We start from the raw sequence: 19,515 nt of genomic DNA, 5'->3' as shown, positions 1-19,515 counted from the left end.
GCCCGCTAACGCAAACCCTTGCCCGCCTCAATAGCGGGCAATGAGGGTAACCAGCGCCTGCCGGCCATCGGCCGGGACGGCGAAATGCGGGTTGCGCAGCTTCACGATGTAACGCCGGTCGGTCAGGTTGCTGACGTTGACCCGCAGGCCGAAGTGTTCGTCGAAATCGTATTGTGCGTGGGCGTCGAGGCGCAGGTAGCCGTCCGCGGAAATCAGGTTCGCCGCATCGGCATAGCGCTTCGACGCGCCGTAGGCGCCGCCGCCGATGCTGAGCGCCGGCGAAACCTTCCAGTCGATCGTCGCGGCGATGTTGTGCCTGGGAGTCTGCGGGAGGACGTTGCCCTGGTTCGAGACCGTGGCCGGATCGCCATCCACCGCCGCCGCGTCGGCTCCCAGCCGGCTTTCGAGGTAGGTATACCCGACCAGCATGGTAACCGGTCCCACGCGCCCGGAGGCGCTGAGCTCGAGCCCCTGCAGCCGCGCCGAATCGAAAACCTCCGTGACGTCGCCCGAGGGATCGCGCTGCTGGATGTTCTTGCGGTTGGCTCGAAAGACCGCGGCGGACAGCAGCAGATCGCCGCCAAACAGTTCGGCCTTTGCCCCGGCCTCCCAGTTCTCGGTGCCCTGCGGCTCGTAGAGCGCGTTCGAACCGCTGAGGTTTTCCGAACCCTCGCCCACGGTCGTTCCGGGAGGGGTCTTCGAATCCGCATAGGAAAAATAGAGGCTGGTGTTCGCGCTCGGCTTGAAGACCGCTCCGGCCTGCCACGACCAGAACTCCCCGCTGTTGACGGCGTCGTAGGGCACACCCCGCCTGAAGCCATCGGCCGCCGCCTTGAACGAGGTCCAGCGCAGACCGCCGTTGAGCAGCAGCTGCGGCACGATCGTCGCGGTGTCAAACAGGTAAACGCCGTAGTCCCGGGCGCTCGCCGACGAGGGGCTGGTGCCGGCGGCCACAGTGCCGGTCCAGGGGTCGAGCGGGTTGGGATTGTAGAGGCTGGTGCAGTTGTAGCTGGCAATGGCCGCGGCGGGACAGGCGCGGTCGCCGGTGTCGACCTCGTAGGGCAAGTTGCGCGCGTCGGTGTCGCTGTACTCGAACCCGGCGGCGATGCTGTGGCCGACCGGGCCGGTGACGAGATCGGCGGCGAGGTTGGTGTTGCTGACCGCGCCCTCGCTGTGCGAATTGCGGCTCTTGATGTTGCGCCAGACCAGGCCGTTGGCGACGTTGCCGGCGCTGTCGTCGGGGTTGGTGACGATATAGTCGTTGACGGTCCAGCTATAGCGCGTGGTGTTCGACAAGGTCACGTCGTCGGCCAGCCTGATCTCGAACTGCCCCGTCACCGCATCGACGTTGGTCTTCTGGAAATCGCGCGCCAGCAGGCCGTAGAAGTTGTCGCGGTCGACGTCGGCCGGCCGGCGAATGTCCGGCGTCGCCGGATCGGGACTGAGTTGGCCCCGCGAGGTAAGCGGGATGCCGTAGTCGGGAATGCCGCTCGTCTGCAGGTGGTAATAGGCCAGCGTCGCGGTGAGCGGGCCGCCGATGCCGAAGGCGATCGACGGCGAAACGCCCCACCGGTCGTCGGAGACATGATCGCGGCCCGGGACCATCGAATCCTGGTACATGCCCACAACGCGCAGCGCGACGTCGGGCGAGACCTGCCGGTTGGCGTCGCCGGTAACCCGGATCATGTCGGATGTTCCGGCAGTGACTTGCGCGCTGGCAAAGGTGTCCATGCGGGCGACCTTGCTCACCAGGTTGATCGCCCCGCCGGCCGTGCCGCGTCCGCCGAAGGTCCCGCTCGGGCCTTTGAAGACTTCGATCGATTCGAGCGCGAAGGACTCGCGGCTTTGCGAGCCGACATCGCGCGCGCCGTCGACGAACACGTCGCCGGTGGCATCGACGCCGCGGATCAGCGGCATGTCCGCGCTGGCCGTGCCGCCCTCGCCCGCGCCGAGCGTGATGCCGGGAACGGTGCGCAGTGCATCCTCGAGCGAAAAGGTGCCGGTCTTCTCGAGCGTCTCCTGCGTGACGACCGAGACGGTGCGGGGCGTATTGACGATCGGCGCGGTATCCTTGGCGGACGACGTGCCGCGGTCCCGCTCCCCGGTTACCAGGATCGACGATCCGAATTCACCCGGCGCCTCATCGGCCGAGGCGGGCGCGCTGGCTATGAAGCCGACGCAGCTCAGCGCCACGAATCCATGGGCGGCGGCGGTACGGGGAAGGGTCATGATTCTCTTTCGCAGCTTCGTGGTGGCGGCCCTGATAGAGGCGCGAAGCTGCGTGTCAACACTAATGCGAATGAGTAGCAATAGTAATCAGGTGTCGGCCCATCTTCGCATCAGATTGTGATAGAGATTGGTCAGATCGACGACCACGCGGTCACCACCCCCGCGCTCCTCGCTCAGCGTGCGAATGCTGCGATCGAGGCGGTAGAGGTGCTCGCGAGCGCCGCCGTCCCGCACCATGCTCTGCAGCCAGAAAAAACACGCGGTGCGCGCGCCCCTGGTCACCGGCTCGACCCGGTGCACGCTGGAAGCGGAATAAAGCACCATGTCGCCCGCGCCGAGCTTGACGCTGTGTTCGCCGAACAGGTCCTCCACCACCAGTTCGCCGCCCTCGTAGGCTTCGGGCGGCTCGAGAAAGAGGGTGCACGACAGGTCGCTGCGGATACGGAAATCGGATCCCGCCACGCCGCGGATGCTGTTGTCGACATGGGCCCCGAAGGCCTCGCCGCCTTCATAGCGATTGAACAGCGGCGGAAAGATCTTGAGCGGCAGCGCGGCGGCGATGAACTCGGGTGCGTTGCCGAGCGCCTGGAGGACGATCCTGCCCGCCCTCGCCGCCTCGTCGCAGCCCTGTTTGAGCTGACGGTTGCGTTTGGCCAGGCGCGACTGGTGCCCCGACGTCTCGTTGCCGTCGACCCACGGTCCGGTGTCGACGATTTCGCGCACCTCGGCGACAGCCTCAGCATCGAGTATGCCTTCGATGTTGATCATTGGTCAAATCCTCGCATCAATATATAACGCGAATGATTTGCAATTACGAAATGTCAAGCCTCCGCGCGGCTCTCCGGCGCTGAGTCACTCTCCCGAGTGGCGCATCGCCGGGACTGCCGCCGCGGCGTCTTCGGGGTCGATGCCCGGAGCCGGCGCGGCGCTGATCCGTTCCTGCCGCCGCGCCACCCGCCCGGCGCGCTGGATCGCCCTGACGAGTCGCGGATAGACCCCGCAGCGGCACAAGTTGGGGATTGCGGCCTTGATTTCGTCCTCGCTCGGCGCCGGGTTTCGCGCCAGCAGCGAAGCGGCGGCGATGGCGATGCCCGGGGTGCAGAAGCCGCACTGGATCGCCTGCTCCGCGACCAGAGCCTGTTGCACCGGATGGCTGCGGTCGCGGCTCAGGCCCTCGATCGTCGTGACGTAGCGGCCCTCGGCTTCGGCCAGCGTGATGAGGCAGGAGCGCAGCGCCTCGCCGTCGACCAGCACCATGCAGGCACCGCAATCGCCGACCCCGCAGCCGTATTTGGTGCCGGTCAGGTTGGCCGCATCGCGCAACGCCGAGAGCAGCGGCGTCTGCGGATCGAGGTCGAAGCGCACCGGCCGCTCGTTGACGGTCAGGGCCGTCATCCTGGCGCGTAACTTTCAAGCAGGTGGCAACGCGAGCAGCGCCACGTCTCCACCGTCAGCTTGCGCTTGCCGCGAGTGACGAGCCCGTACCACTTGCGCTCGGGAGCGCCCTCGACCCATTCGGTCACAGCCTTCTGGTTGCCGTCCCGCAGATCGAGCAGGAGCCCGGCGTCCATCCGGCCCCCGCACTTGGGGCAGGACTTGCTCAATCCCGCCAGCTCCGATCGATAGTGTCGATCTTGCGCTTCCACGCTTCGAAATCGAGCTTGCCGAAATCGGTCGTCAGCTGCTTGTCGCGGTCGCGTTGGTGAGTCTCGATGACCTCGGGCGGCACGACGATCGGCTTGCCCATGCTCGCGGTCTTGACCTGCACTTCGCACGCGCGCTGCAGCATGTAGTACATCAGGAACATTTCCTGGATCGTGCGGCCCATGACCACCGGGCCGTGGTTGCGCAGCATCAGGATGAAATGGTTGCCGATGTTCTTGACCAGCCGCTCGCCTTCTTCCGAGCGCACGGTGATGCCTTCGAAATCGTGGTAGCCGATCGCGCCCTCGAAGAAGCAGGAATAGAAGTTCGAGGGCTCGAGCCCGCCCTCGGTCGAGCACACCGCCATCGTGTCCGGCGTATGGGTGTGGACGATGGCGTGCGCGTAAGGCAGGCTCTTGTGGAACACCGAATGCTGGGTGAACCCGGCGAGGTTCACCGGGTAGGGACTGTCGCCGACCTTGTTCCCCTCGCCGTCGATCTTGACGAGGTTGCTGGCGGTGACCTCCTCCCACAGCAGTCCGTAGGGGTTGATGAGAAAGGCGTTGTCCTCGCTCGGAACGCGCAGCGTGATGTGGTTGTAGATGCTTTCGCACCAGCCGAGGTGCGCGAAGATGCGATAGCAGGCGGCAAGGTCCTGCCGCGCCTGCCATTCGGCCTCGCTGCAAGTGATGTCGGGCTTGAGCTGGGTCGCCATGGGTTCTCTCCGTTTGCCGCCAGTGCTTAGCGCTTGCGGCGGTCCTCGCCAATGGCCCGTTGGTGCTGCGCCAATCGCGCCGGCGCGCAGCAAGCCGATTGACTTTGTCCTGCGGATTGGCGAGCCATACCACCAGACCGGCGCGGCCGGCGAGGGGAGAGGCGAATGGCAGACGAGCTGGGCTACGGCCAGCCGATGGGCGGAATCGCGCAGACCGCGTTCGTGGTCGAGGACCTGCGCTCGGCGATCGATCACTGGACCACCAACACCGGGGCGGGTCCGTTCTTCGTCCTACCCCACTTCCTGGTCCCCGGACAGACCTACCGCGGCGAGGAATCGAAGGCCGACATCACCATTGGCATGGGCTTTGCGGGGCACATGCTGATCGAGCTGATCCAGCCGCTCGACGATCATCCGAGCGTCTACAAGGAAACTATCGCCCATCGCGGCCACGGCTTTCACCACTTCGGTCTCGCCTGCGCCGACGTCGATGCGGCAAGCGAAGACTACCAGCAGCGCGGCTATGTCGAGGCGTTCCGCGCCGCGGTCCCGACGGGCGGAGAGGTGGTCTATCTCGACGACGGCAACGCCCCGCAGTGGGGCTTCCTCGAATTGCTGCCGGTGACCCCCGGCATGGACGAGACTTTCACCCGCTTCTGGAAAGCCTCGCAAGGCTGGGACGGCAGCGACCCCGTTCGCCCGTTCCTCTGACAGGATGCCCCACATGATCACCACCTCGACCGTGCGGCGGCGCAGCGACGGCTACCAGACCTGGCTGACGCTGCTGCTGAGCCTCAACTTCGGCATCCTGTTCTTCGACCGCCAGGCGGCGAACTTCATGATGCCCTTCATCCAGAAGGACCTGATGCTGAGCAACACGCAGGTCGGCCTTCTATCGTCCGGCCTGTCGCTGACCTGGGCGCTGTCTGGGCTTACCGTCGGGCCGCTGTCGGACAAGCTCGGCAGCCGCAAGCCGATCGTCATCGGTGCAACCGTGCTGTTCTGCCTGTGCTCGATGCTTTCCGGCATCGCCGGATCGTTCCTGCTCCTGCTCGGCGCACGCCTATTGATGGGCGCAGCCGAAGGCGGCGTCATGCCGGTGAGCCACGCGATGATCGTTTCCGAAGTGAAGCCCAAGTGGCGCGGAACCGCCATGGGCGTCGGCCAGAACCTCGGCTCCAACCTGCTCGGCTCGACCGCGGCGCCACTGATCCTCGTGCCGATCGCGATCGCCTATACCTGGCGCGAGGGCTTCTTCTTCGCCGCCATTCCGGGCCTCATCTCCGCCGGGCTGATCTGGTTCACCCTGCGGGAACCGCCCAAGGGCCTCGAAAACGAAGGCCAGCCGGAGCGCGAGAAGGTCACCATCAAGCAGGCGCTGGCCAACCGCAACGTGCTGATCTGCACGCTGATCGCCATCCTGCTGGTCAGCTATCTCGTGGTCACCTGGGCCTTCATGCCGCTCTACCTGACCCAGTCGCTCGGGTTCGACGAGACGGTGATGGGCTGGATCATGGCGGCGCTCGGCATCTCGGCCGGGGTCAACGCCTTCCTGGTGCCGTGGATTTCCGACAACATCGGCCGCAAGCCGACCTTCATCGCGGTCTGCGTGATGGGGCTGATCCTGCCGCTCGCCGCGCTCTACTACGACGGCGGCTCGTGGCTGTTCATGGCGATCCTGTTCTACTTCGGCTGGTCATTGAACGGCATCTTCCCGCTGTTCATGGCGACGGTGCCGGCCGAAAGCGTCGACCCGCGCCTGACCGCCACGCTGACCGGCATCGTCATGGGCATCGGCGAAGTCCTCGGCGGGGTGTTCAGCCCCACGCTCGCCGGGGCGCTCGCCGACAGCTACGGGATTTCCGCAGTCATGTGGTTCCTCATCGTGTTGACCTCTGCCAGCTTCGTGCTGGCGCTGTTCATGGTCGAAAGCGCGCCGACGGTGCGCCACAAGCGCGGCCTGCACCCGCTGATCGCCTGACCTTGCCCGCCTGCCGGGTTGCGCGCACAATTGGCTGAACGAGCCCCGCCGAACGGGGCCGCTGGAGAGAGAAGAACCATGCCCGAAGCACCGACAACCGAACCCTGGGCCGGAACCCCGCCCATCCCGCACGCGCTGCGCCCCGGCGCCAAGCCCGAGGCCTACATGGCCAAGATCGCCGAGGGCGACGAGCGGCTGTGGGTGCCGATCGGCCGCCCGGCGGTCGAAGACGTCTATTCGAAACCGGTGTGGATCAGCCCGGCGCTCAACATGTGGGCCGACGTGCTGATGGCCAAGAAGCCGTGCATCGTGAACCGGCACTACCATCCCAAACCGATCTGGGCCTACACGATCAGCGGCAAGTGGGCCTACCTCGAGCACGAATGGACCGCGACCGCCGGCGATTTCATCTTCGAGACCCCGGGCGAGGCGCACACGCTGGTGAGCTACGAACACGCCGACCCGATGAAAGTCTTCTTCGTCGTCTCGGGCCCGCTGATGTGGCTCGACGAGCACGGCAACACCGTCGGCCACTACGACGTGTTCGACTACATCAAGGACGCCCGCGCCCATTACGAGAGCAACGGGGTCGGCGGCGCCTATCTCGAAAGCCTGATGCGGTAGGATGATACTGCCCTCTCCCCTTCAGTGGAGAAGGAGGAGCCGCGAAGCGGCGGAGGGAGAGGGGATGAAACCGGACTCCCCCTCTCCCAACCCTCTCCCCTCGAGGGGGAGCGGGCCAAGAACAAAGGAACTTCCATGGCCAGCCAGATGAAAGCCCCGCCGAACACCGAACAGCGGATCGTCGACGTCCCGTTCAACTACAAGGACCTCGTCCGCGCGCACACGCCGGGCGGGCGCTACATCGACGCCGAGAGCGACAGGGACAGCCCGTGGGTGCCGTTCGGCGAGACCGCGGCGATCAAGCATCTGGCGTTCGACGTGCGCCAGAACGCCTATTCGAACATCCTGTGGATGAAGGGCCCGGGCACGATCGGCACGCATTTCCACCGCGGCACGGTCACCATGGTCTGCATCACCGGCTCGGTGCGCTATCTCGAATACGACTGGGTCGCCTCGCCGGGCGGGCTGATCTTCGAAGTGCCCGGCGAAAGCCACACCCTCGTCACCGACCACCCCGAAGGGTGCAAGCTGTGGGGCTGGATGGTCGGCCCGATCGAGTTTTACGACAACCAGGCCAAACTGATCGAGACGGTCGACGTGTGGTGGATGATCAACCACTACGAAAGCTACTGCAAAGAGCAGGGCATCGCGGTGAACCCGAAGCTCTACCTCTAACCTATCGTCACCCCGGGCTCGACCCGGGGTCCCGCTTTTCTCCGACCCGCGCCAGGACAAGGAAGCGGGATCCCGGATCAAGTCCGGGATGATAAATGAAGGCAGTTCGAAAGGACGAGAATGACCGAAGGCCCGAAAACCCTGGACCAGTTCGATATCCGCGGCCGCTCGGCGCTGGTCACCGGCGCGGCGAGCGGGATCGGGCTCGCTTATGCCGAATGCATGGCCGAGGCCGGCGCGAAAGTGACGCTGACCGACATCGATGCCGAAGGCGCCGAGCGCGAGGCGCAGCGGCTGGTCGACGAAGGCTACGAAGCGCGCTGGGACCTGTGCGACGTCTCCGACCTCGCGCAGGTGGCGCAGGCGATCGACAATCACGTCGCTGCGTTCGGCGGGCTCGACATCTGCTTCGCCAACGCCGGCCTCGATGTCGGCAACGGCTTCTGGACGCCCGAAGGCCGGCGCAACCCCGCCGGGCAGATCGACGTCTACGACCCGCAGCGCTGGTACAAGTCGATCGGCATCAACCTCACTGGCGTATTCCACACGGTGCGCGAGGCGGCGCGGGCGATGAAGGCCAACGAGGCGGGCGGCCAGCGGCGCGGCGGCGCGATCGTCATCACCAGCTCGAACGCCGCCGAGGTCAACGAGGCGATCGTCGGCGTACCCTACATGGCGGCGAAGGCGGGGGTGAAGCACTTCATGCGCCACGCCGCCTACGAGCTCGCCGCTTACGGCATCCGCGTCAACGCCATTGCCCCCGGCCCGTTCGTGACCAATATCGGCGACGGGTGGGTGAAGAAGAACCCGGCGGCGAAGAAGGCGTGGGACGAGCTGGTGCCGGTCGGGCGCATGGCCGAAACCTACCAGATCAAGCCGCTCGCCCTGCTGCTGGCGAGCGACGCCGGCAGCTACATCACCGGCGCCCACGTGATGATCGATGGCGGCATGCAGCTGGGGCCGGTCAAGCCGCTGAACGACTAGGAGAGGACGAAATGGCGCGAATCGTCGCAGGTATCGCACTGGCACTGGCGCTGGCCGCACCCGCCGCGGCGCAGGACAAGCCGCCGCTCACCGTCGAGGTCTTGCGCACCAGTGCCGGCTCGCTCCACTCCAACGCCGCGCTGATCATGGGCGAGCACGATGCGGTGCTGGTCGACCCACCGTTCACCAAGGCCGACGCGCACCGCGTCGCGGCGATGGTGCTCGATAGCGGCAAGACGCTCAAATACATCTTCGTCACTCACGACCATCCGGATCACTATTTCTCGATGGACGTGCTGGCCGAGGCCTTCCCCGACGCGAAGATCGTCGCCCATCCCACCGTGGTTGCCGACATCTGGCGCTCGCTGCCCTACAAGGTCGTGCGCTGGAGCCCGATGCTCGGCGCCAACGGCCCGGCGCACCCGAGCGCACCGGCGGCGCTCGAAGGCGATACGATCAGGCTCGAGGGCCACGAACTCAAGGTGCTTGGCCCGATGCAGGGCGACCACGTCCACGCCACCGCGCTGTGGGCGCCCGACATTAAGGCGCTGTTCCCCGGCGACCTGGTGTTCAACCAGGTGTTCCTGTGGCTCGGCGAGCATGAGCCGGAGAACGTCGCCGCCTGGCGCGCCTCGCTCGACACGCTCGATGCGCTGCATCCCGAAATGGTCGTCGCCGGACACGCCAAGCCGGGGCTGCCGAACGACCAAAGCGGGATCGCCTTCAGCAAGGCCTTCCTCGATGCCTGGCCGAAGCTGGTCGCCGAGGCGAAGAGCTCGTCCGACCTGCAGGCCAAAGCGAAGACCGCCTTCCCCGAGGCGATCGATGTGCTGAACAATTTCATCCTGCCCAATTCCGCCGACGTGGCGATGGGCGTCCAACCCCCGTGGGAGGAATGACCCCTACATGCGTGCCGCAACGTTCCAGGCCCTGCACACCCCGCTCAAGTTTGAGACCCTGCCCGACCCGACGCCCGAAGCCGGGGAGGTGGTGGTCAAGGTCGGCCGGTGCGGCATCTGCGGCAGCGACCTGCACATGACCGAGGATGCGGCATACGGTTGCAGGCACGGCGACGTGCTCGGCCACGAATTCGCCGGCGAAGTCGTCGGCCTGGGCAAGGACGTAACGGGGCTCAAGACCGGCGATCTCGTTTCGGTCATCCCGCTCAAATCCTGCGGCCAGTGCGAACATTGCCGCAAGGGCGAGGTCCAGTGGTGCGACGGCTTCGGCCTGCAGGGCGGCGGCTATGCCGAATACGCGGTCACGCGGCCCAACCAGTGCGTCAGGCTCGGTTCCGACCTGAGCCTGGCCGACGGGGCGATCATCGAGCCGCTCGCCGTGGCGCTGCACGGGGTCAACCTCTCGGGGCTGCAGAAGGGCGACAAGGTGCTGGTGCTCGGCGCGGGTCCGATCGGCCTTGCGGTGGCCTTCTGGTGCAAGCGGATGGGAGCCAGCACGGTCGCGGTGCAGGACATCGCCGAGTTCCAGGAAAGCCGCGCCCTCGAGATGGGCGCCGACGTCTTCGTGGTCGATCCGGCCGACCCGGTCGGCAGCGCCGAGCGCGGACTCGGCGGCAAGGCCGACATCGTCTTCGAATGCGTCGGCGTGCCCGGCCTGATCGCGCAGGGGGTCGAGCAGGTGAAGCCGCGCGGCACGATCCTGCTGCTCGGGCTGTGCACCCGGCCCGACACGTTCAACTCGTTCGCCATGCTGTCGAAGGAGGTGAAGCTGGTCACCGCCGCATTCTTCACCGTGCCCGAATACGAAGCCTCGCTCGAAGCCCTGTCGTCCAGAGCGATCGAGCCGCGTCTGCTGGTAACCGACACGATCTCGCTGGCCGCCGTGCCCGAGGTGTTCGAAAGTCTCAAGCACCGCACCAGCCAGTGCAAGGTGCTGATCGCGCCTTAGCGCGAAACGCGATGCGCCCTGGCGCGTTGGATGGGAGATGTCCGACACCGCGAAGCTTGCCGACGGCTCGATTGCCGGACATCTCTGGCGTCAGACCGCGCCCATCGTTCTGGGCGTCGCCTCGATCATGTCGGTCGGCATCATCGATGCCTATTTCCTCGGCCAGCTGGGCCAACGCGAGCTGGCCGCGATCAGCTTCATCTTTCCAGTGACGACCGCGCTTTCGAGCCTCGGGGTCGGCGTGATCGCAGGGGTCAGCTCGGTCGTTTCGCGCGCACTGGGCGAAGGCGACGAGGACAAGGCGCGCCAGCGCGGCAATCTCGGCATCCTGGTCGGCCTGGCCGTGGGCATTACCGTCGCCGGATTGCTGCTGCTCCTGCGCGCGCCGCTGTTTCGGCTGATGCAGGCGAGCGAGGCCCAATTGCCGCTGATCGACAGCTACATGCGCAGCTACGCGCTCGGCTTCCCGCTCCTGCTGGTGCTGATGGGCATCAACGGCACGATGCGCGGACAAGGCGCGGCGGTGCGCAGCACGATCATCCTGGTGACCTTTTCCGGGGCCAACTGGTTCCTCGATCCGCTGCTGATCAACGGCGGACTGGGCTTGCCCGCGTTCGGCTTCGACGGCGCGGCCTACGCCACGGTCGCCGGGTGGGCGCTGGGCGTGATCGTCGCCGTGCCCTTGCTCGGCACCACGAAGATCGGCTTCCACCCCGCCGCCGCCATTCACCAGGGCTGGCATCGCGGCGTCGCCGCTCTCGCCCGCGTCGCCGGTCCGGCGGCATTCTCGAACGCCATCAACCCCGCCGGCCTCGCCATTCTCACCTCGTTGCTGGCGAGCGAAGGCAGCGCGGCGGTGGCGGGCTTCGGCGCCGGCGGGCGGCTGGAAACCTTCGCGGTCGTGCCCCTGCTCGCGCTCTCGAGTTCGATCGGCGCCATCGTCGGACAGAACTGGGGCGCGGATGAAAAGGGACGCGCCAAGCGCGCGCTGCTGCTCGCGAACGGTTTCTGCCTCGCCTATGGGCTTGCAGCGGCGGCGGTCCTGTTCTTCGGCCGTGACTTCTTCGCCGCCCGCTTCAGCAGCGATCCAGCCACCCGCGACCAGACCGCGCAGTATCTCGCCATCGCGGTGTGGGGCTACGCCGGATACGGAGTGCTCATCGTGGTCAATGGCGCGCTCAACGCCATCGCCCGCGCCGGCACCGCCCTGGCGCTCTCGCTGGGCCGGGTCCTCCTGGTGATGATACCGGTGGCCTGGCTGCTGCGCGGGCAAATGGGCGCCTCGGCCATCTACCTCGCGGAACTGGCCTGCAACCTCGCCGGCTTCGCGGCGGCGGGACTGATCGCGTGGCGGATCTTTGCTGCCAATGAAAAACAGAGCAAAGCTGGATCGAGAGCCGTGACGGCCTGATTTGGACCTTTGGCGTTGAGCGCTGCGTTGAGCAAAGAGACTTGAAACGAGGAATACCATCATGACTGCGACGCGCGGCAAGCTCGATCAACCCGACCTCCTGATCTCCAAGGCCTTCGTCGGGGGCAAGTGGATTGGCGGCGACGGCAAGCCGGTCGAGGTCGACGATCCCTATACGCTGGAGGAGATCGCCGAAGTCCCCGGCCTCGGCAAGCGCGCCGCGGGCGAGGCGATCGAGGCGGCGAGCGATGCCTTCCCCGGGTGGGCCGCCATGCCGGCGAAGGACCGCGGCGCGGTCCTGCGCAAGTGGTTTGAACTGATCGATCGGCACGCCGAGGACCTGGCCCGGATCATGGTGCGCGAGAACGGCAAGACCCTGGCCGACGCGCGCGGCGAAGTCGCTTATGCCAACGGCTTCATGCAGTTCTTCGCGGAGGAAGCGACCCGCACCAAGGGCGAGATCATTCCGCCGCACGAACCCGGCCGCGCGCTCTACGCCACGCGCGAGCCGGTCGGCGTATGCGGCCTCATCACCCCGTGGAATTTCCCTCTCGCCATGCTAACACGCAAGGTCGGCCCGGCGCTCGCGGCCGGGTGCACGGTGGTGTCGAAGCCGGCCAGCGCTACCCCGCTGACCGCGCTCGCCTTCGCCAAGCTGGGCGAAGAAGCGGGCGTGCCCAAGGGCGTGTTCAACGTCCTGACCGGCAGCGCGCGCGAAATCGGAGAGGCGCTGACTTCGTCAAGCACCGTGCGCAAGCTCTCCTTCACCGGCTCGACCGAAGTCGGCGTCGAACTCTACCGGGCCTGCGCCGCGACGATGAAGAAGATCTCGATGGAGCTCGGCGGCAATGCCCCGATGATCGTTTTCGACGACGCCGACCTTGACGTCGCGGTCGAGGCCGCGCGGGTGGCCAAGTTCCGCAACTCGGGCCAGACATGCATCGCGGCCAATCGCTATTACGTGCAGGCAGGGATCAGGGATGCCTTCCTCGAAGCCTTCGGCAAGGTCGTGGCGAACACCAGGCCCGGCGATGGGTTCGACGAAAGCTCGGACATCGGGCCGATGATCGACGATGCCGGCAAGGACAAGGTGCTCGAACACCGCGAACAGGCCTTGAAGGCCGGCGCGCGCGTCGTCGCCGGCGGCGGCGATCTTGACGGACGGATGGTCTGCCCGACGCTTCTGGCCGACGTCCCGCAAGGGGCGCTGCTGACGACCGAGGAAACCTTCGGTCCGCTCGCGGGCGTCGTGACCTTCGAGACGATCGAGGACGCGATCCGCATGGCCAACGACACGCCGTTCGGGCTCGCTGCCTACTTCTGTTCGCAGGACCCGAAAACGATCGCCCGCATGGGCCGCGCCATCGAGAGCGGCATGGTCGGCATCAACACCGGGCTGATTTCAACGCCCTATGCCCCCTTCGGCGGGGTCAAGATGTCGGGCCTGGGGCGCGAGGGCTCGCACCACGGGATCGAGGAATATCTCAACGTGAAGTATCTCAGCGAGGCGAACCTCTGATCGCGCGCTGGAGCCTGTCGTATGCAGCGCCGCCGGCGGCGCCTTCGACCTGTTCGGCCAGCGCGAGGTAATCGGCGAGCGCCGCCGCGCCCGCTTCGGTCACGCGCGCGCCCGACCCGGCCGTGCTTTCGACCAGAGGAGAATCGAAACAGCGGTTCATCGTATCGACCAGCAGCCAGGCACGGCGATAGCTCATTCCGAGCGTGCGGGCGGCGGCGGAGATCGAGCCGGTTTCGTCGATCGCCTGCAGCAGCGCGGCCTTGCCCGGGCCCATGGCGATCTCCTCGCCGCAATAGAGCTGGAGCTTGAGTTTCAGCCGGGCGATTTCAGCTCTCCCTCGTGCTGGACCATCTATATTCCCCTGTATATAGCCGCGCCACGATGACCCGCTCGACCGCCTTCGTTCTCGCCGCCCTCTGCGCCCTGCTGCTTGCCGCCTGCGGCAGCCGCGATGCGGGATCCGGCCCGATCGTTCTTGCACCCTCGAGCATGCAGGAAGCAATAACCGAGGCGGCCCACGCCTATGCCGATGCAGGCCATCCCGCCCCTGTCGTATCGTTTGCCGGGACCCCGGCGCTGGCGCGGCAGGTGCTCGCCGACGCGCCGGCAGACCTGTTCATTTCGGCCGACGAGGCGTGGATGGACCGCGTCGAGCAGGCCGCGAAGATCGACCGCGCCAGCCGCGCCGATCTCGCCGCCAACGGGATGGTTCTCATCGCCCCGGCCTCCCGCGCGGCGCCGCTGGCGCTGACACGCGGCGGCCTTGCCCGCGCACTCGGCGAAGGTCCGCTGGCGATGGCCGATCCCGAGAGCGTGCCCGCCGGCCGCTACGGCAAGGCCGCGCTCGAACACCTCGGGCTCTGGCCCCTGCCGGTACCGGTCAGCTCCAGCGAGAACGTCCGCGCGGCGCTGGCGCTGGTCGAGCGCGGACAGGCTCCGCTCGGCCTCGTTTACGCCAGCGACGCGCGCGCTTCGGCGAAGGTCGCAGTGGTCGCCGCCCTGCCGCCGGGCAGCCACCCGCCGATCCGCTATCCGCTGGCGCTGCTCGCCGCATCGAGCAATCCGGGCGGCGCCGCATTCCGCGCCTTCCTGCTATCCCCCGAAGGACAGGCCATCCTGCGCGCCCACGGGTTCACCGCACCGTGATCGACTGGCCGAGTGCGGCCGAATGGGCGATCGTCGCCCTTTCGCTGCGCGTCAGCTTCGTTGCGGTCTTGCTGACCCTGCCGGTCGCCTATGCGCTCGCCTGGCTGCTCGCCCAGCGGCAGTTCCCGGGCCGGGTCCTGCTCGACGCGCTGGTCCACCTGCCGCTGGTCGTTCCGCCGGTGGTCACGGGCTGGCTTCTTCTGCTCGCCTTCGGCCGAAGCGGGCCGGTCGGCCGGTTCCTCTACGACACCTTCGGAATCGTGCTCGTCTTTCGCTGGACGGGCGCGGCGCTCGCCGCCGCGGTCATGGCCCTGCCGCTGATGGTGCGGGCGATGCGGCTCTCGATCGAGGCGGTAGACCGCCGGCTGGTGGGGGCGGCGCGCACCCTGGGGGCGACGCCGTGGCGGGCCTTCGCGACCGTCACCCTGCCGCTCAGCCTGCCCGGCGTGCTCGCCGGGACCATGCTCGGCTTCGCCCGCTCGCTCGGCGAGTTCGGCGCGACCATCACCTTCGCCAGCAATATCCCGGGCCAGACGCGTACCCTGCCCCTGGCGATTTACTCCGACCTGCAGGTGCCAGGGAGCGAGGGCGCCGTCGCCCGGCTGGCGATCGTCGCCGTGCTTCTCTCGATCGCTGCCCTGCTGGCGAGCGAGCTGCTGGTCCGCCGCAGCCACGGCAGGCGCGCGCATGTCCTTTGATCTCGACCTGACCTACCGCGCAGGCGAGCGCGAGCGCCGGGTTCGCCTGGCAAGCAGTGCCCGCACCGTGGCCGTCACCGGCCCCTCGGGCAGCGGCAAGACCACGCTTCTCGGCTGCATCGCCGGCCTGCGCCGACCGCGCGCGGGCCATGTCCGCATCGGCGGGGAAACGCTGTTCGACTCCGCCGCGCGCATCGACCTGCCGCCCGAGGCGCGCCGCGCCGGGTACGTCTTCCAGGACCTGCGCCTGTTCCCGCACCGCACGGTCGCCGCCAACCTCGCCTACGGACACCGCGAGGGCGCGGTGATGACGCCGGAAGAAGCGCTGGATTTTCTCGGCGTCGCGGCCTTGGCGGGTCGAATGCCGGCCACGCTCTCGGGCGGTGAAGCCAAGCGCGTCGCCATCGGCCGCGCCCTGGTCAGCGCACCGCGTTTCCTCCTGCTCGACGAGCCGCTCACGTCGCTCGACCCGCCGCGCGCCGAGGAAATTTCGGGGCTGCTCGAAAGGATCGGCGCCGAGCTGGGGCTGCCGACCCTGCTGGTCAGCCATTCGCCAGCGGAGGTCGAACGGCTCGCCGACGAGGTTGTCGCGCTGGACTGAGCTTGCGACTGTAAAAAAAAGTGGCGCCGAAGCCGGGGGGCTGAGGCTTCGGCGCCAGTGCCGGCAGGTCCGGCGGCCCTGAACGGAGGGTGGCCGCCGGTCTGCGCTCCTGCCGAAAGGTTTGCGTCAGAACCCCAGGCGCAAGGTTCCGCGCAGGGTGTAGGCGGTGTTGCCGCCGTGATCCTCTGCTCCGGCCTCGCCGCCGAGTTCGAAGCCCGAGGCGCCGCCGCGGGCCCGCAGCTTTGCGTACCAGCCGCTTTCGCGCTGTTCCGGGTCGAGCGTGAAGGCCGTGCCGCCGGCGAACCTGGCGGTTGTCGAGCCGAGCGCGCCGCCGACGATTTCCCGCCAACCGCCTTCGGTTTCGACGCGGAACCAGTTCTCGTCGCGCCGCGAATTGCCGGTGAAGTCGACGCCCAGTGCGAGCCCGCCGTTGATCGCGAACTCGTCGCTCTTGCGGCCATCGACCACCAGATTGAGGCCGCCGCCGTCCCGGTCGGTGTAGCCGTCCTCGTCGAGCTTCAGGTAGTCGGCGGTCACCGTCGGGCGGAAGAACAGATGGCTGCCGCCGCCTTCGAACGACACGCCGCCGCTTGCGGTGACGACACTGCCGTTCCACTTGCTGATGACGTTGCGTTCGACGTGCTGGCTCCCCGCCTCGCCGGTGAAGGTCCGGCGGCCCTGGAAATTGGCGAGGCCGTAGGAACCCCGCGCGAAGGCCGAGAAGCCGCCCCACTTGCCGCGCCAGTAAGCCGCGAGTTCATACGTATCGGACAGCACGCGGTTCTGGTCGCCGCCGTTGTCGTACTCGTTCCAGTACCAGTTGAGCGATCCGCCGAAACTGCCGATCCCCGTGTCGATTTCGGCGGAAGCCCCGAAGCCGAGGCCGTCGAGATTGTAAGCCGCAGTCGCGCCCTGGTCCTTGTCGGTCGCCCAGCCGACCGCGCTGAGCACGATGTCGAGCCCGCCGACCGAGTAGAGCGGTCCGACAGGCTCGAAGGCCTGCGCGATGAAGGCCCGGCTGCCGAGGCTAACGCCTTCGAAAGCCCCGCCGGCATGGTCGGGCAGCATCTGCTTGACCGAATTGCGGAACACGTCGCCGTCGGTGATCCCCAGGAAAACCTTCTCGATCTGGTCGTCGGCGCCGACGGCTGCGAACACGGCGTTATAGGCCGCGCTCTGCGACCGGTTGAGGCCAAGCTCGCTCGTGGTCTTCTTCCCGACATCGATGGCAAGGGTGTTGGCGGGCGCATCGCTCGCCAGGGTGCTCTTGAACATGAACGGGATCGTGGCGGTCGTGGTCTTGATCCCGGCCGCGCCTTCGAGCGTGCCGGCCTGCAGGATCGTGTATCGTCCAACCGCGTCGCCAACGTCGGCTATGTGCAGCGCCAGCGTTGCGTTGGTGCCGAACGAAGCGGTACCGGTAACGTTGTAGAACGTGCCGGCGCCCGCCGCCTTGTCGAGCGTCACGTCGAGGACGCCGGCCGAAGCGACGTCGAGCGATTTGAGCGTCACCGGCCCGGTGAGGTCGAGCGTGCCGTTGACGGTGACGGCGAGGCCGCCGGCGTTGAGCAGCTTGCCGCTGAGCAGCGAGGTTCCGGCGAGCGTCAGCACATCGTTGCCGCCGCCGAAGTCGATCGTGCCGGCGTAGGCCGAGGTCCCGGCCAGGCTTACCGTGTCGTCGCCCGCACCGAACACCGCCTTGCCGGTCTGCGCGGCGTCACCCGAAAGCGAGAGGCGATTGTTGCCGGCACCGAACTGGACGGCGCCCTTGACGGTGCCGTCGGCCACTTCGAACACGTCGCTGCCCGAGCCGAAGCGGACATCGCCGGTAATCGACGGCGCCGTGAAGCCGCTGCCGACTTCGGTCTGGCGAAGCGTCGCCCCGGCTGTGTTAGCCGACAGGTCGATCGCAACGAGCCGTCCCGAATCCGCCGCTGGGCCGGCCGCGGCGATGGAGCCGCTGTTCTCGATCAGCACCAGGGTTCCGCTCCTGTCGAGGATCGCGGTCGCATTGCCCGTGGTGCCGGCCGTGGCCTTGATCGAGCCGCTGTTGCGCAGCGCCGGAAGGACCGCACCCGCGTCGATCTGCACCGCAGTGGTAAAGGCGCTGGCGCTGTTGCCGCCGCTCGCTTCGACCTTGCCGGAGACCTGCAGGACCGGGGTCGAGGCGCCGGCGCCGAGGCGCAGGGCGGTAGCGTTGGCGCCGTTCGAGGTCGCCACGACGCTTCCCGAAACGCCAATGCCGTTGGCAATCGTCACCGCGCCGCCGCGCCCGCCGATGAGCAGGCCGTTGGCGTCGACGCCGGAATAGAGCCCGAGCCCGGCAATGCCGCCGTCGACCTGCAGGCCGAATTGCGTCGCCGTCCCTGCCACAGCGCCGATGGTTATGTCATGCCCGCTAGACCCGACGACCATGGCGGGTGCTGCACCGTAGGTGGTGATCTGCGCCGACCCTTCTTTCGAATCCTCGATTCCGTCGCCATCGTCGTCGGTGCTGTTCGCGTTCGATTCCTTGGGCGGAATTGCCAGGACGACGCCGCCTGCCACGCTGCCTTCGATCACCAGCGCCGAGCCGCCCTGCAAGAGGTCGTCGGAGTCGAGCTTGCTCGTGTTCGAGGGCACGGTGGTCAAGCGGTAACCCGTCGAGACGATGCCGCCCTGAACCACCATCGCTCCGCCGATATCGCCCGTGAACCGGGCTCCGACGGCGTCCTTGCCGGTGGCCTGAACCTGGCCGGCGAGGCGCACGTTGCCCGAGACTGCACCCGCCTGCACGCCGACGCTGCGGTCGCCCAACACGGTCGTCTTGCCGTCGTGCCTGAGCTCGCCGCCGAGCGGCCCGCCGAGCAGGATGCCGTACGAATCATTTCCTTCGACGGTGATGGTGCCGGAATTGACCACCTTGCCGGTGTGCGCGCCGTCGGTGCGAATGCCGTAGCGGTCCGATCCCACGGCGAACGGGCCGTCGAGGTCGCCGTCGTTGTCGCTGTCGGTGGCCGTATAAGCCTCGTCGATCGTGATCTTGCCCGAATTGCTAATGTCACCCGTGGTGCCGGCGACGGCGACGATGCCGGCAGAGCTGCTTGCCCCGGTCACGGTCAGGTCCCCCTGCACGGTGACGCTGTGGTCGTCGTCCATGGTAATCGCGGTGCCGCTCGTCAGCACCACGGAGCCCGCAGTGGCGACGGTGATCGAATCCGGCTGGCCGGCCTTGACCGTCGAGGTCTTCAGCGGCGTGGTCACCGTGGTGGAAATGGTCTCGGCCGAGACAGGCGCCGCGATGGCGAGAACGGCAGTCGAAGCAAGCAGGTAGCGAAGCATGGAGGTCCTTCCCGTCGATTACGACGGACTGGACGGAGCCCTTGCCGCGCAGCCTTGGC

At 67.4% G+C, this 19,515-nt stretch carries 19 protein-coding genes; 12 read left to right on the top strand and 7 right to left on the bottom strand.

The window, feature by feature from the left end; all coding sequences use genetic code 11:
• Nucleotides 1–27: 27 nt before the first annotated feature.
• From Q7I88_RS05535 to Q7I88_RS05515, 5 genes are all read right to left on the bottom strand, one after another.
• The gene (locus Q7I88_RS05535) at nt 28–2,229 is read right to left on the bottom strand and encodes a TonB-dependent receptor (RefSeq protein WP_305098042.1); all 2,202 of its coding nucleotides are present in this window, start codon (nt 2,227–2,229) and stop codon (nt 28–30) included.
• A gap of 87 nt (nt 2,230–2,316) precedes the next feature.
• A complete protein-coding gene (locus tag Q7I88_RS05530; protein ID WP_305098041.1) occupies nt 2,317–2,997 on the bottom strand; it encodes a Fe2+-dependent dioxygenase in 681 nt (226 codons plus the stop codon).
• Nucleotides 2,998–3,081: 84 nt separating this feature from the next.
• On the bottom strand, nt 3,082–3,624 hold the full coding sequence (locus Q7I88_RS05525; RefSeq protein ID WP_305098040.1) for a (2Fe-2S)-binding protein: 543 nt from the start codon (nt 3,622–3,624) through the stop codon (nt 3,082–3,084).
• The gene (locus Q7I88_RS05520) at nt 3,621–3,800 is read right to left on the bottom strand and encodes a hypothetical protein (protein ID WP_305098039.1); all 180 of its coding nucleotides are present in this window, start codon (nt 3,798–3,800) and stop codon (nt 3,621–3,623) included. Before Q7I88_RS05520 ends, Q7I88_RS05525 begins: the two co-directional genes overlap by 4 nt.
• A gap of 29 nt (nt 3,801–3,829) precedes the next feature.
• Nucleotides 3,830–4,588: a class II aldolase/adducin family protein gene (locus Q7I88_RS05515; RefSeq protein ID WP_305098038.1), complete on the bottom strand. Its 759-nt coding sequence runs from the start codon at nt 4,586–4,588 to the stop codon at nt 3,830–3,832.
• A gap of 165 nt (nt 4,589–4,753) precedes the next feature.
• Here Q7I88_RS05515 and Q7I88_RS05510 point away from each other — a divergent pair, with 165 nt between their 5' ends.
• The 9 genes from Q7I88_RS05510 (at nt 4,754) to Q7I88_RS05470 (ending at nt 13,690) form a co-directional block, all read left to right on the top strand.
• Nucleotides 4,754–5,299, top strand: a complete 546-nt coding sequence (locus Q7I88_RS05510; RefSeq protein ID WP_305098037.1) for a VOC family protein — start codon at nt 4,754–4,756, stop codon at nt 5,297–5,299.
• Nucleotides 5,300–5,312: 13 nt separating this feature from the next.
• Entirely contained in the window at nt 5,313–6,569 is a 1,257-nt protein-coding gene (locus tag Q7I88_RS05505) for an MFS transporter (protein WP_305098036.1), read from the top strand.
• 78 nt (nt 6,570–6,647) lie between these two features.
• Nucleotides 6,648–7,193 carry a 2,4'-dihydroxyacetophenone dioxygenase family protein gene (locus Q7I88_RS05500; RefSeq protein ID WP_305098035.1) on the top strand — a complete coding sequence of 182 codons (546 nt, stop codon included), beginning with the start codon at nt 6,648–6,650 and terminating at the stop codon, nt 7,191–7,193.
• Between the two features lie 135 nt (nt 7,194–7,328).
• Complete coding sequence (locus tag Q7I88_RS05495; RefSeq protein ID WP_305098034.1) at nt 7,329–7,868, top strand: 2,4'-dihydroxyacetophenone dioxygenase family protein; 540 nt, start codon at nt 7,329–7,331, stop codon at nt 7,866–7,868.
• A 120-nt stretch (nt 7,869–7,988) separates the two neighbouring features.
• Nucleotides 7,989–8,852: an SDR family NAD(P)-dependent oxidoreductase gene (locus tag Q7I88_RS05490; protein ID WP_305098033.1), complete on the top strand. Its 864-nt coding sequence runs from the start codon at nt 7,989–7,991 to the stop codon at nt 8,850–8,852.
• A gap of 11 nt (nt 8,853–8,863) precedes the next feature.
• On the top strand, nt 8,864–9,751 hold the full coding sequence (locus tag Q7I88_RS05485; protein ID WP_305098032.1) for an MBL fold metallo-hydrolase: 888 nt from the start codon (nt 8,864–8,866) through the stop codon (nt 9,749–9,751).
• A 7-nt stretch (nt 9,752–9,758) separates the two neighbouring features.
• Nucleotides 9,759–10,760, top strand: a complete 1,002-nt coding sequence (locus Q7I88_RS05480) for an alcohol dehydrogenase catalytic domain-containing protein (protein ID WP_305098031.1) — start codon at nt 9,759–9,761, stop codon at nt 10,758–10,760.
• A gap of 37 nt (nt 10,761–10,797) precedes the next feature.
• Nucleotides 10,798–12,171, top strand: a complete 1,374-nt coding sequence (locus Q7I88_RS05475; protein WP_305098030.1) for an MATE family efflux transporter — start codon at nt 10,798–10,800, stop codon at nt 12,169–12,171.
• A 61-nt stretch (nt 12,172–12,232) separates the two neighbouring features.
• Nucleotides 12,233–13,690, top strand: coding sequence for an NAD-dependent succinate-semialdehyde dehydrogenase (locus Q7I88_RS05470; protein WP_305098029.1), 1,458 nt, complete (start codon nt 12,233–12,235; stop codon nt 13,688–13,690).
• Here Q7I88_RS05470 and Q7I88_RS05465 read toward each other — a convergent pair.
• Nucleotides 13,671–13,964, bottom strand: a complete 294-nt coding sequence (locus Q7I88_RS05465) for a winged helix-turn-helix domain-containing protein (protein WP_305098028.1) — start codon at nt 13,962–13,964, stop codon at nt 13,671–13,673. The genes Q7I88_RS05470 and Q7I88_RS05465 overlap by 20 nt on opposite strands.
• A 107-nt stretch (nt 13,965–14,071) precedes the next feature.
• Here Q7I88_RS05465 and modA point away from each other — a divergent pair, with 107 nt between their 5' ends.
• From modA to Q7I88_RS05450, 3 genes are read left to right on the top strand one after another with little or no spacing between them, the layout of a single operon-like run.
• The gene (modA, locus tag Q7I88_RS05460) at nt 14,072–14,836 is read left to right on the top strand and encodes a molybdate ABC transporter substrate-binding protein (protein WP_305098027.1); all 765 of its coding nucleotides are present in this window, start codon (nt 14,072–14,074) and stop codon (nt 14,834–14,836) included.
• Nucleotides 14,836–15,534: a molybdate ABC transporter permease subunit gene (gene modB / locus Q7I88_RS05455; RefSeq protein ID WP_305098563.1), complete on the top strand. Its 699-nt coding sequence runs from the start codon at nt 14,836–14,838 to the stop codon at nt 15,532–15,534. The genes modA and modB overlap by 1 nt, the downstream gene beginning before the upstream one ends.
• Entirely contained in the window at nt 15,524–16,135 is a 612-nt protein-coding gene (locus Q7I88_RS05450) for an ATP-binding cassette domain-containing protein (protein ID WP_305098026.1), read from the top strand. Before modB ends, Q7I88_RS05450 begins: the two co-directional genes overlap by 11 nt.
• Nucleotides 16,136–16,261: 126 nt before the next feature.
• Here the strand turns inward: Q7I88_RS05450 and Q7I88_RS05445 are convergent, their stop codons facing one another.
• Nucleotides 16,262–19,456: an autotransporter outer membrane beta-barrel domain-containing protein gene (locus tag Q7I88_RS05445; RefSeq protein ID WP_305098025.1), complete on the bottom strand. Its 3,195-nt coding sequence runs from the start codon at nt 19,454–19,456 to the stop codon at nt 16,262–16,264.
• Nucleotides 19,457–19,515: the final 59 nt, after the last annotated feature.

Origin of the sequence: Croceibacterium aestuarii (assembly GCF_030657335.1) — a bacterium.
Lineage (GTDB): Bacteria > Pseudomonadota > Alphaproteobacteria > Sphingomonadales > Sphingomonadaceae > Croceibacterium_B > Croceibacterium_B aestuarii.
The sequence above is the reverse complement of the archived record's forward strand: the minus strand, read 5'-3'. Positions and strand labels throughout refer to the sequence as shown.